This is a genomic window from Streptomyces muensis, assembly GCF_021474425.1.
Lineage (GTDB): Bacteria > Actinomycetota > Actinomycetes > Streptomycetales > Streptomycetaceae > Streptomyces > Streptomyces muensis.
Genome location: NZ_JAKEIP010000128.1, coordinates 1 through 12,443, shown reverse-complemented (window position 1 = coordinate 12,443; position 12,443 = coordinate 1). Strand labels below are relative to the sequence as shown.

Genomic DNA, 12,443 nt, shown 5'->3' with positions numbered 1-12,443 from the left:
GGCCGAGGGGTGGTCGGGTCGGGAGGTGATCATTTGGGGTTCTCCTTCAGGGGATCTCAGGCGGAGGGGCTTGAGTGTGGTGATGCCTCCGGTGGTGGGGCGGTGGACGCCGTGGTGCGCGCGGCGGTAGGTGCCGCTCGGTGGGGGTCACGACTGGTCCCGCGTCGCGTGCGCCGAGGCCCTGGTGAGGGTGCGGGTCGCGTGCAGCAGGAGGGTCAGGGCGGCCGTGCCGCAGGCGGCGGTGGGGATGGCGGCCGGGCCCCAGGTGCCGATGAGGGTCTCGACGGGGGTCGCCAGCCAGGCGCAGCCGGGGAGGCGGGCCGCGAAGAGCGCGGCCAGGGCCGTTGCCTCGGCTGAGGCGGCGGCGGTGAGGACGAGCGCGGGGGCGTGGGTGAAGCCGTGTGTGGTGAGGAGGCGGGCGAGGAAGAGGAGGCCGCCGAGGGCGAGGGTCTGCGGGTAGGCGGAGGGCTCGTCCAGGGCGGTGGTGGTCAGGGTCAGCAGGGCCGTCAGCGCGCCGAGATAGAGGGCGAAGGCGCCCAGGAGCAGGGGTTTCGCGGAGGTGGCGAACTCCTGAAGGGCCCGGCTGGACGAGAGCTTGCGGCGGGCTCGGACGGCGAGGAGGTGGGCGCACCAGGCCGCGGGGACGCAGGAGAGGGTGAGGGCCAGGACGGGGGCGGTGGCGAACGGCCAGGGGGCGTCGGCGGCCCCGTCGGGAGGGGCGTCGGGCCCGCCGGCGGCGGCTGCCTGGAGGAGCCCGTCGCCGAGCAGGGCGTAGGCCACGAGCCAGGTGATCCGGGTGGCACAGGGGTGTCCGCGGTCCCTGCCGGCGAGGGGGCCTCGGGACAGGGCCGCGCGCAGGGCGAGGGCCACGGCGAGGGCTCCTGCGACGGCCGCGATCAGACGGGACCGTCCTTGGGTGAGGTGCAGGGCGAACACGGCCGCCGTGCAGAGGGCTCCGGGCAGGAGGGTGAGGAGGATCCAGTCGGCCCGAGCGCGGGGAGTGTCGGGGGGCCGAGGGCTGTGCGGTGCGTCGGAGTCGCGGGGCACTCGGGCGTACATCTCCTCCGCGAGGGAGAAGACGTCCCGGTGCAGGAAGCGTGCAGCGGTGCGGTCGGTGATGCCGTGGGCCTCCAGGCCGGCGGCGATCTCCAGGGGGTCCACCGCTCGTTCGCAGAGGGCACGATGACGATGCATCAGCGCTTTCACCGGGTCCGCGCCGGTGCGGCGGGCGGGGGCGGGGCGAGGGCCGGTGGTGCGGCGGTCGGAGGTCGGTGCGTCGACAGTGGCGGGCCGCGAGTCGGCGACACCTTCCGGGACGCTCCCCGCTGCCGCCTCCAGGACGCCCGCCTCCGCCATTCCCGAGACGCCCGCCTCCTGCGTTCCCAGGACGTCACCCTCCGCCGCTTCCAGGACGTCCCCGGCCGCCGCTTTCGGGACAGCCCCCTCCGTCGAGAGCCACTCCTCCGATCGCTCGTCCCAGGCCCCCGGACTGATCGGGGCCCCGGGGCGGTCGAGTCCGCCCAGGCCGCTGCTCATCGCGCTCCCTCCGTCGCGGGCAGCGCGGTGGCACGTACGGGGGCTCCCGGCGGTCGGGCCGGGCCGCCGCGGGCCACCAGGCGTGAGGTGCGCTCGGTCCAGCGGCCGGGGACGTGTGCTTCGGCGGGGACGGCGAAGGGCAGGGGGTCTCCGGCCTCGTCGAGAACGAGGCGGCGGACCGGCGTGCGCGAGACGATCTCCAGGTAAATGCCGTGAAATGCTGCGACGTTCTGCTCGACGGTGAACAGTTCGAGCGCACGCGCGCGTGCGGCCGCGCCCAGCCGTTCACGGCGCTCGGGGTCGCGCAGCAGCGCGACACAGGCCTCGGCGAGCGCCCGTGGGTTGCGCGGCGGCACGACGAGACCGGTGCCGCCGATGACCTCCACCACCGCGCCGACGTCGGTGGACACGGTCGCCCGCCCGCTGAACATGGCCTCGACCAGGCCGATCGGGAAACCCTCGACGACGCTGGACAGGACGGCCACGGCGCCCGAGGCGTAAGCGTCGGCGAGCGTCGGGATCTCCGGACCGCCGATCTCCTCGAAGGAGACGGGGTTGTGGCCGACCGTGTGCGGGCCCTCGGCCTCGTCGGGGAAGAGCTGCGCGGCGAGCGCCCTGCAGTGCCCGAGGTAGGCCTCACCCTCGGCGCCCGAGGGGGCGCCGACGATCCGCAGGCGGGTCTTCGGTTCCTCCTTGCGCACCTCGGCGAAGGCGTGCAGCAGCGACACGATGTCCTTGGCCGGTTCGATGCGGCCGACCCAGACCAGCGAGTCCGGCTCCGCGCACTCCGGGGCCTCGCCGACCTCCGCGAATCGGGAGGCGTCCATGCCGGGGTAGACCGTGCGCAGCTTCGCGCGGTCGGCGCCGCAGCGCTCCTGCCAGCGACGGGCGTGGCCGTTGCCGGGGGTGATGAGGGCGGCCCGGGAGTAGGCCTCGGCTGCGAGCCTGCCGTGCAGGGCGGCGAGCAGGGAGCGGACGGCGGGCGAGGAATCGGGGGCGGCCAGGTAGTGGGTGCGCAGGCGGACGCCGTACTCGGTCAGCAGCAGGGGTACGCCGCTGAAGTGGTGGGCGAGCAGGCCGGGCAGGGCCGCGGCGCCACCCGATGTGGCGTGGCAGAGGTCGACCGAGCCCAGGCCGTCGTCCTCGTACCAGTCGAGCGAGAGGGGGCGCAGGGCGTGTTCCAGGTGCGCGGCGACGGCCAGCAGATCGGGTACGCGCGCCTCGCGCGCCGTGCGCAGGGCACCCCGCGCCCGGCAGGCGCGCTCGAGTGCGCGTACGGCGGCCTCGGAGCGGAGCGCTCCCACCAGCCCGCCCTCGTCGCGGGCGAGTTCGGCGAGCCCGTACAGCGCGTTGCCGAAACGGTCCGCCTCAGTGGCCGACGCGTGCTCGGCAGCTCCGGAAACCCCGGACAGGTCGGTCGCGCCCCCCGCGCAGAGCGTGCCCACCAACTCGCCGTAGCACTCGGCGAACCTGCGGCGCGCGCGGCGGCCGTACACCACCCCGTCGTCCTCGGCCGCCCACAGCGGTGCCGTACGCACCCGGCTGACCTGCGGCGGCAGCGGGACCCAGCCCTCGTCCTCTTGGCGCTCGCTGCGGCTGAGCGCGTAGACGTCGAACTCGTGCTGTCCGAGCCCGCGCACGAGCCGGTCGCACCAGAGCCTGGCGTCACCGCTCACATACGGATAGCCGCCCTCCGCAATCAGTCCGATGCGCACGAGCACACCCCGATCTCCCTAAGGGGAGCCGCCGTTCCCCCGGCGGCTCACAGCGGGACGAACGTATGCGGACAAGGCGGTGGCGCGACGGACGGTTGTCCATCGCGCCACCAAAAGGGGTGAACGGTCGTAACTTTCCCGTGCAGGTCGCGTTCCGTCGCGCTAGGAGATCAAACGCGCACGGATCGTCACACCTGGACGGCTCGGACGGTCACGAGTCCCATCAACTCCCGGGGAAGGCCCAGGGATTGGGTCGACAGTGGATCCCGCCGTGGTCGAGGAACTTGGTCTGCTGCTGCATGACCGGGGCGAGCTCGCCGTCCTTGTCGCAGGTCACATGGGGGTTGCCGAGCCGGTGGCCGACCTCGTGGTTGATCAGCATCTGCCGGTACTCATGGATCCGGTCGCCGTACGTCTCGGAACCCTGTGCCCATCTGTACGCGTTGATCATGACGCGCTCGGTGGCGGCGGAGTCGCACGAGACGTTGTCGACGGTGGTGTCCAGACCGGACTTGGCGCACCAGTCGGCCGTCGTACCGGGGCTGGCCAGCGTGATCACGAAGTCGGGCTTGCCGGAGTAGATGCGCTCGAAGGTGTAGGCGCCGTTGTGGGCCCAGCTCCGGTCGTCGTTGAGCGTCTTCTGCACGGCCTCGGCGAAGAGCACGCCGTCGAGTCCGAGCCCCTCCTCCACGTCCACGCGGTAGCTGAACTTCTGCCCCCTGCCGGGCGCCTTGTCGACACCCGGGATCGCCTCGAACTTCCCCGAGCCCTTGAGCTTGGCGCTCAGTGCGTACGTCCTGCCCATCTTCTGTGCGTACGTCAGCGGCGCCGCGCTCGGCGAGCCGGACGGTGTCGGCCGCCCGTCCCCGCGCGAGGCCGCGTCACGGTCGTCCCGCGCCTGGTCCGCGGCGGACTGCGACTGTACGTCGCCGTCGTCCCGCCCCTTGGCGACCTGACCGGCGACCACGACGGCCAGCACGGTGACGACGGCGGCGGCCGCGATGCCGGAGAAGGTCCGGCCCTTGCCGCCCCTTGCCGCCACGGGCTCGCCGGTCGGCGGAGCGTCGTCGTCCGCGTCCGTCTCGGCGTCGTCCGCGATGCCGTCGCCGGCGCCGGACCGGGTGTCCCAGTCCGTCACGGAGGCGTACGGGCCGGCCTCGTGCGCGGTCTCGGACGTACGGGGCGCGAAGACGTCGACGTCCCCGTCGAAGGCCTCCAGGTACTCCTGCCGGGGCCCTTCGGACGGCGATGCCCGCCGGGGCCGCGGCAGCGGAACGCCGGTCGCGGGCGGCGCGCCGGCGCCCCCGGGAGCGCCGTACGCGACCCCGGTACGCCCCCTCAACTCACCCCAGCCGCCCCCGGGTTCACGCTGCTCGGGATGCCCGCCACGGGCCCGGGGGGTGCCGTGCGCGGGCGTACCGTCGGGCAGCCTCGGGACACCCTGGGCGGGGGTGCCGTCGGGGAACCTCGGAAAACCATGCGCGGGCGTGCCGTCGGGCAACCGCGGGACGCCCTGCGCGGGCGTGCCGTCGGGGAACCTCGGAAAACCATGCGCGGGCGTGCCGTCGGGCAGCCGTGGAACCCCCCGCGCCGGCGTGCCCTCGGGAAAGCCCCGCCCGCCGTACACCGGCGCCCCGCCGCCGGGCATCCGCTGCCGAGGAGGCGGTGGTCCCGGCACCCGGCGACCACCGGGCCCGCCCGGCTGCGGCCAACCGCTCTGCCCCGCGCTCGTGCCCGGACCGACACCCGGACCTGGGCCCGAGCCCGGCGCGGACGGCCCGCTCCGGCCCGCGCCCGTCTCCGGCGGAACCCCACGGGAGTCCCGGGCGTCCTGCTGTCGTGCCGTCGTCTCCGCGGTGTCGCGCTTCGACTTGGCCGCGGGCCCGCGGCGGCTGTGGCGTCCCACGTCGCGCCTCAGCTCCCCGCGCTCTCGGTCACGGCCTCGTCCTGGCCCGTGGCGGCTCCATTGCCCCGGGTTTCGCCCCGAGCGGGCCCCGTGGCCGTAGGCTCTCGCGCCGCCTCCCCGGAGTCCGCAGCCTCCGCGGACTCCGCCAGGAGTTCACGGAACGCCCGGGCGACCACCTCCGGGTACTCCATCATCGCCACGTGCCCGGCCTCCGGCAGGCTCAGCAGGCGGGAGTCGCGGAAGCTGCGCGCGGCCTTGCGGCACATGCGGTAGCCCACGAGCTGGTCGCGGCCGCCGTAGATGAGCAGTGTCGGCGCCAGCACCCGCTCGGCCTGGCGCCACAGCGCGTGCTGGCCGCCCAGGGTGTAGGAGTTGACCAGCCCGCGCGCGGAACGTGTCATCGCGTCCCAGAAGTACGGCAGCTGCAGCCGCCGTTCCATCTCCTGGACGGCGTTGGTGAATCCTTCCGGCGACACGCGCCCGGGATCGCCGTAGCAAAGGTGCATCACGCCGCGGACCCGCTGCTCCGCCGTCCACTGCCGGGTGAGCCGGCTGAACAGCGCCGTCACCCCGGGCACCGCGAGCAGGGCCGTGGGGACGGCGCTGCGCTGGACGCGGATCTCGGGCAGGGCGGGCGACACGAGCGTGAGCGTACGGACCAGATCGGGACGTACGGCGGCGACGCGCGTGGTGACGGCGCCGCCGAGCGAGTTGCCGAAGAGGTGTACGGGGCCTCGGTCGGAGGCGTCGAGATAGCGGATCACCGCGCGTGCGTGCGCGGTGATGGAGTAGTCGCCGTCGTCCGGTGGCGGCGAGTCGCCGAAGCCCGGCAGGTCGACCGCCTCGCAGTCGACGTCGCCGTCGAGCAGCTGCATCAGCGCCGACCAGTTCTGCGAGGAGCCGCCGAGCCCATGGACGTACAGCGCGGGCGGCAGCCCCTCGCGCGCGGGCGGTCTCGACCGCACCGTCAGCGTGATCCCGGGCAGCCCGACCGAGCGCAGCCGCTCCCCTTCGGCGACCCTGACGGTCGCCACCTTGGGGAGCACATTGGCGGCCGGCGCTGACGGGAGCTCGGTCGAAGACATGCGGCAATGTTACGAGACGATCACGCAGTGGTTCATGTGTTCGCCGTCACAAGTCGACACGTACATGGCAGCTTCCTCGCCGGGAAACCGGGCACCCGCACCACACCCGCGGAAGTCCACGAAAGCCACCCCGAGCACGCCCGAATCGCCCACAGATCCCCCGTGGATCGCATAGCGTCCGGAACCGGTGTCTCCTAGGCTCGTACGCAGGGCACCCGGATGTGGACCCCTGCTTCACCCAGGGACGTCGTGCCCCACGGGGACGTTCTAGGAAGGGAGCCCGCCATGGCCGTCGATCCCACCGACCCCGAGACCTTCGCGGACGAGGACACCGACGAGGACGAGGAGTTCGATGTCGAGGCGCCCGCCGCCGATGCCGCCGAGCAGCAGGCCGACGTCCGGCCCGACCGCGACGACCGGCTGACCGGCGCGAACCAGGACCGGGCCAACGAGGCCGATCTGATCGAACAGGCGCGCGTGGTCTCCATCGACGAGGACGACTACCGGTGACGCGGAGCGGTGCCTGGGGGCGCTGAGTGCCGACGCAGGTACATCCGGGCACGGAAGAGAGTGCCGTGGAGAGTGCCGTTGAGCAGGAGAGAGGCCACTTCTTGCCCGTTCCGACCGGTTTTCAAACCTTCTGCGCGACTTTCGCCACCGTCCGGTCCGTGAAATTCTGCGCTCGCACCGCGCACACCAGGGTTACCGAAAAGTACGATGGCGACGCGGCGCACACCGCATGTGGACGACATTGGGAGGCGGCGTGACAGCCATCGAGCAGACAGAGGCGGCACGCCCGCGGGGCACTCGCCTGCCGCGCCGTGCCCGACGGAACCAGCTTCTGGGCGCTGCCCAGGAGGTTTTCGTCGCGCAGGGATACCACGCTGCCGCGATGGACGACATCGCCGAGCGCGCCGGCGTCAGCAAGCCGGTGCTCTACCAGCACTTCCCGGGCAAGCTCGACCTCTATCTCGCCCTGCTGGACCAGCACTGCGAGTCGCTGATCCAGGCGGTACGCAACGCGCTCGCGTCGACGACCGACAACAAGCAGCGCGTCCGGGCGACGATGGACGCGTACTTCGCGTACGTCGAGGACGACGGCGGTGCCTTCCGGCTGGTCTTCGAGTCGGACCTGACCAACGAGCCGGCCGTGCGCGAGCGCGTCGACAAGGTCACGAACGAGTGCGCCGAGGCGATCTGTGACGTCATCGCCGAGGACACCGGCCTCTCCCGCGCGGAGTCGATGCTGCTCGCCTCCGGCCTCGGCGGCCTCGCCCAGGTCGTGGCCCGCTCCTGGCTGCACAGCGACCGCAGCGTGCCGCGCGACCAGGCGGTGCAGCTGCTGACGTCGCTGGCCTGGCGCGGCATCGCGGGCTTCCCGCTGCACGGCACCGAGCACCACTGAGACCGCCGCTGAGACGACGGCACGCACGCGTGCCGGGCGTTTGTTCCCGTCCGCTGTTCGCTCCTGGCGTTCTTGGGCGGAGCGTGAACGTCCCCTCACCGGGCTAATGTGTGCTGGGTACGGCGCGGAAGGTCGCGCACTTCACTGACCGTCGGAGGGACATAGCCGTGGAGGTCAAGATCGGCGTGCAGCACGCGCCCCGCGAGATCGTTCTGGAGAGCGGTCAGAGTGCCGAGGACGTGGAGCGGGCGGTGTCCGAGGCGCTCGCCGGCAAGTCGCAGCTGCTGAGCCTCGTGGACGAGCACGGCCGCAAGGTCCTGGTCCCGGCCGACCGCCTCGCGTACGTGGAGCTCGGTGAGCCGGCTCCGCGCAAGGTGGGCTTCGGCGCGCTGTAACAGGGCGTCGGCGAAGAAGCGGTACGGGAGGGCCCGGTGACCACGGTCGCCGGGCCCTTCCGCGTGCTCCCGCGCTCTCCGGTGTTCCTCCACGGACGGAGCACAGGTCTCTCACAGAGGAGGATTGCATTCCGCAGGTCAGGGGTATGACGGGCTACGACCGTTTCGAGCAGGTCGGCCATGTGGGAGGGACCCCAGCATGCTCTTGGAAGCGCTCAGCTCCGCGATCCTCGGCCTGGCCCTGGCATGGGCTGCCGCCCACCGCCTGCCGCACCGCCTGCCCACCCGCTCGCTGGTCCTGCCGACCGGTGTCGCCGGCGCCCTCTTCGGCGCCTTCATCACCCACACCGCACTGGACTTCGGCAACCTCTTCGTCATCCTCATCGGCTCGGCGATCGTCTCCGCCGCCTCCCTCTCCCTGCTGGTCCGCCCGGCGGGAAGACTGAGCGGCCACTCGGCGACCGCGTAGACCCCGAGAGCGACCGGCCGTCGGAACCATGACGGTCGCTCTTCAACGCCGACCGGGATCTTCCAGCCCGTCCGGCGTTTGAGGACGAGGCCCGAAGGGCCGAAAGCGGGGGCCTGGGGGCGGCAGCCCCCAGAGCGGGGCCGCGCCCTAGGCGGCGAGCCCCAGCGCAGCCATCCTCTTCGTATGCGCCTCGGTGATCCGCGAGAACATCCTCCCGACCTCCGCGAGATCGAACCCGTCCGCGACCCCGCCCACCAGCATCGTGGACAGCGCGTCCCGGTCGGCGACCACCCGCTGGGACTGCGACAACGCCTCCCCCATCAACCGCCGCGCCCACAGCGCAAGCCGCCCGCCCACGCGCGGATCGGCGTCGATGGCGGCCCGCACCTTCTCCACCGCGAACGACGCGTGCCCGGTGTCGTCGAGCACGGCCAGCACAAGACCGCGCGTGTCCGAGTCGAGCCGCGCCGCGACCTCCCGGTAGAAGTCACTGGCGATCGAGTCACCGACGTACGCCTTGACCAGCCCCTCCAGCCAGTCCGAGGGCGCCGTCTGCCGATGGAACCCGTCGAGCGCGGCGACGAACGGCTCCATGGCCTGCGTGGGCTCCGCCCCGATCTCGGTGAGCCGGTCCCGCAGCTTCTCGTAGTGGTGGAACTCGGCGGACGCCATCTTCGCCAGCTCCGCCTTGTCCGCCAGCGTCGGCGCCAGCTTGGCGTCCTCCGCGAGGCGCTCGAACGCCGCCAGCTCCCCGTAGGCCAGCGCGCCGAGCAGATCCACGACAGCGGCCCGGTACTGGGGTTCGGCGGAGGCCCGCGCCCAGTCCTGGGCGGCGACCCCGGTGTGTTCGCCGGCGGTGTCGGAGGGGTCAGGGACGTCGGAGGTGTTGTCAGGCGTCGTCATGAAGCGCACAATAGCCCGCTCACCGTGTCACGGAAGTCCCTGGTCAATCACTGTGACGCCGACTACGTGACCAATTCGGCCATCGCATGTGCGCGTTTCCGGGGTATGGTGGTAATGCGCCCGCTGAGTACTCAGACGTATCTCGACGGGCCGCACGTTATGAGGATGCCCGGTCGGTGGCCCGATCGGCTCCGACCCGACAGCCCTCCAAGGCCGTACGGCACTCTGCGTACGAAGCCCGGAGGGGGACACCCTCAGCGGTACGAGCGCTAGAGCGTCGGCAGTGGTCCCGTGCCCTACGGCAAGCCCGTAAGGCAGCCGACGTCCCCGGCACGGTCCGTCAAGACCCCCGCGCTCGCCTCGCACCGCGCACACAGAAGAGGCAGCACCCTGACTACGACTTTCCGAGAGCTCGGAATCCTTCCCGAGACCGCCGAGGCCCTTGAGGCCGTCGGCATCGTCAACCCCTTCCCCATCCAGGAGATGACCCTCCCCGTCGCCCTCTCCGGCACGGACGTCATCGGCCAGGCCAAGACCGGTACCGGCAAGACCCTGGGCTTCGGTCTCCCGCTCCTGGAGCGCGTCACCGTCCCCGCCGACGTGGAGGCCGGGCGCGCCGAGCCCGAGGCCCTCACCGACGCCCCGCAGGCGCTCGTCGTCGTCCCCACGCGCGAGCTGTGCACGCAGGTCACCAACGACCTGCTGACCGCGGGCAAGGTACGCAACGTACGCGTTCTCGCCATCTACGGCGGCCGGGCCTACGAGCCGCAGGTCGAGGCCCTCAAGAAGGGCGTCGACGTCGTCGTCGGCACCCCGGGCCGACTGCTGGACCTCGCGGGCCAGAAGAAGCTCAACCTCAAGCACATCAAGGCGCTCGTCCTCGACGAGGCCGACGAGATGCTCGACCTGGGCTTCCTGCCCGACGTCGAGAAGATCATCGACATGCTGCCGGCCCGCCGTCAGACCATGCTGTTCTCGGCGACCATGCCGGGCGCGGTCATCGGCCTCGCGCGCCGCTACATGTCGCAGCCGACGCACATCCGCGCCACCGCGCCGGACGACGAGGGCGTGACGGTCGCGAACATCGCGCAGCACGTCTACCGCGCGCACAACATGGACAAGCCGGAGATGGTCGCGCGCATACTGCAGGCCGACGGCCGGGGCCTCGCCATGGTCTTCTGCCGTACGAAGCGCACCGCGGCCGACCTCGCCGACCAGCTCCAGCAGCGTGGCTTCGCCTCCGGCGCGGTCCACGGAGACCTCGGCCAGGGCGCCCGCGAGCAGGCGCTGCGCGCCTTCCGCAACGGCAAGGTGGACGTCCTCGTCTGCACCGACGTCGCCGCGCGCGGCATCGACGTCGAAGGCGTGACGCACGTCATCAACTACCAGTCCCCTGAGGACGAGAAGACGTATCTGCACCGCATCGGCCGCACCGGCCGCGCGGGCAACAAGGGCATCGCGATCACGCTGGTCGACTGGGACGACATCCCGCGCTGGCAGCTGATCAACAAGGCGCTGGAGCTCAGCTTCAACGACCCGCCGGAGACGTACTCCACGTCCCCGCACCTCTTCGAGGAACTGAACATCCCCGCGGGCACCAAGGGCGTCCTGCCCCGCTCGGAGCGTACGCGCGCCGGGCTGGCCGCGGAGGAGCTGGAGGACCTCGGCGAGACCGGTGGGCGCGGTGGCCGCGGGCGCGGTGGCCGGGGCGGCCGGGACGAGTCCCGTTCGTCCTCGTCGGACCGCGAGCGCCCGGCCCGTACGCCGCGTCGCCGCCGCCGTACCCGAGGCGGGGCCGCACTGGACGGGACGTCGGCGCCGGCCGCCGGTCCCGCTACGGCGGACGAGACCGTCGAGGCCACCGCGGCCGAGGCCGTGACCGCGCCGCGCACCCCGCGCCGCCGTCGCCGCACCCGCGGCGGAGCCGCCGAGCCGACCGCCGCCGTGCCGGCCACGTCCTCGGCGCCCGAGCCGGCGGAGGCCGCACAGACGGCCGTCGCCACGGCGGAGGGCCCGTCCCTGGAGGTCGCCGACGAGGCCCCGGCGAAGCCGCGCCGCCGCCGCACCCGCAAGTCAGCGGAGCCGCAGGCGACTTCGGCCGAGACGGCGACGACGACGGACCCCGAGGCCGTCGGCGCGTCGGAGACCTCGAAGGTCACGGAGGCCGTCCAGCCGTCCGAGGCCGCTACGGCTTCCCCGGTCGCGCAGTCCGAAGAGGCTCCCGCCACCAAGCCGCGCCGCCGCACCCGCAAGGCGACGGCCGCTGCGGAGACCGCCGTCGACACGGCCGAGGGCACCACCGAGGCCGCCCCGGAGACCCCGGAAGCGACGGAGACCAAGCCCCGCCGCCGCACCCGTAAGACGACGACCGCCGCCGCGGAGACCGCCGTCGACACGGCCGAAGGCACCACCGAGGCCGCCCCGGAGGCGACGGAGACCAAGCCGCGCCGCCGGACCCGTAAGGCGACGGCTGCCGCCGAGGCCGCCGTCGACACGGTCGAGGCCGCCGAGGCCAAGCCCAGGACGCGCCGCACCCGCAAGACCGCGGCGCCCGCCGAAGCCGCAGCCCCGGCCGCCGCCGACATCCCGGCCCAGACGGCCCAGGAGCCGGAGGCCGCCGAGGCCAAGCCCAAGGCGCGGCGCACCCGCAAGGCGACCGCCGCCGAGGCCGCCCTCGACACGGCCGAAGCCGTGGAGGCCAAGCCGAAGACGCGCCGTACGCGCAAGGCCGCCGCTCCCGCCGAAGCCGCCGTCGAGACGACGGCCGAGGCCACGGAGGCGAAGCCGCGCCGGACCCGCAAGGCCGTGGCGACCGTCGCCGAGCCGGAAGCCGCCGAGGCCAAGCCGCGCCGGACCCGCAAGGCCGCGGCCACCGCGGAAGCCGCCGTGGACACGGCCGAGGCAGCCGAGGCCAAGCCCAAGGCCCGCCGTACGCGCAAGGCGGCCGCCGCTGCATCGGCCGCCGACATCCCGGCCCAGGCCACGCAGGAGCCGACGGCCACGGAGGCCCCCGCGCCTCGCCGTCGTAC

General features: G+C 73.1%; 10 protein-coding genes. 5 read left to right on the top strand and 5 right to left on the bottom strand.

The window, feature by feature from the left end:
* Positions 1-147: 147 nt before the first annotated feature.
* From L0P92_RS26450 to L0P92_RS26435, 4 genes are all read right to left on the bottom strand, one after another.
* Positions 148-1,536, bottom strand: a complete 1,389-nt coding sequence (locus tag L0P92_RS26450; RefSeq protein ID WP_234765495.1) for a hypothetical protein — start codon at positions 1,534-1,536, stop codon at positions 148-150.
* Positions 1,533-3,251, bottom strand: coding sequence for a DUF3492 domain-containing protein (locus L0P92_RS26445; RefSeq protein WP_234765534.1), 1,719 nt, complete (start codon positions 3,249-3,251; stop codon positions 1,533-1,535). The genes L0P92_RS26450 and L0P92_RS26445 overlap by 4 nt, the downstream gene beginning before the upstream one ends.
* A gap of 223 nt (positions 3,252-3,474) precedes the next feature.
* Positions 3,475-5,157, bottom strand: coding sequence for a DUF3152 domain-containing protein (locus L0P92_RS26440; RefSeq protein WP_234765494.1), 1,683 nt, complete (start codon positions 5,155-5,157; stop codon positions 3,475-3,477).
* Positions 5,158-5,165: 8 nt separating this feature from the next.
* Entirely contained in the window at positions 5,166-6,242 is a 1,077-nt protein-coding gene (locus L0P92_RS26435) for an alpha/beta fold hydrolase (RefSeq protein WP_234765493.1), read from the bottom strand.
* Positions 6,243-6,527: 285 nt separating this feature from the next.
* Between L0P92_RS26435 and L0P92_RS26430 the strand changes: the two genes are divergently transcribed.
* The 4 genes from L0P92_RS26430 (at position 6,528) to L0P92_RS26415 (ending at position 8,511) form a co-directional block, all read left to right on the top strand.
* Complete coding sequence (locus L0P92_RS26430; protein WP_234765492.1) at positions 6,528-6,752, top strand: Rv3202a family protein; 225 nt, start codon at positions 6,528-6,530, stop codon at positions 6,750-6,752.
* Positions 6,753-7,005: 253 nt separating this feature from the next.
* Positions 7,006-7,647 carry a TetR/AcrR family transcriptional regulator gene (locus L0P92_RS26425; RefSeq protein WP_234765491.1) on the top strand — a complete coding sequence of 214 codons (642 nt, stop codon included), beginning with the start codon at positions 7,006-7,008 and terminating at the stop codon, positions 7,645-7,647.
* A gap of 167 nt (positions 7,648-7,814) precedes the next feature.
* Positions 7,815-8,042: a DUF3107 domain-containing protein gene (locus L0P92_RS26420; protein WP_062668721.1), complete on the top strand. Its 228-nt coding sequence runs from the start codon at positions 7,815-7,817 to the stop codon at positions 8,040-8,042.
* Positions 8,043-8,241: 199 nt separating this feature from the next.
* Complete coding sequence (locus tag L0P92_RS26415; RefSeq protein WP_234765490.1) at positions 8,242-8,511, top strand: hypothetical protein; 270 nt, start codon at positions 8,242-8,244, stop codon at positions 8,509-8,511.
* A 147-nt stretch (positions 8,512-8,658) separates the two neighbouring features.
* Here L0P92_RS26415 and L0P92_RS26410 read toward each other — a convergent pair whose 3' ends face one another.
* Positions 8,659-9,414, bottom strand: coding sequence for a ferritin-like fold-containing protein (locus L0P92_RS26410; protein ID WP_234765489.1), 756 nt, complete (start codon positions 9,412-9,414; stop codon positions 8,659-8,661).
* Between the two features lie 483 nt (positions 9,415-9,897).
* Between L0P92_RS26410 and L0P92_RS26405 the strand changes: the two genes are divergently transcribed.
* On the top strand, positions 9,898-12,443 hold a 2,546-nt coding region (locus tag L0P92_RS26405; RefSeq protein WP_234765533.1), incomplete at its 3' end, for a DEAD/DEAH box helicase.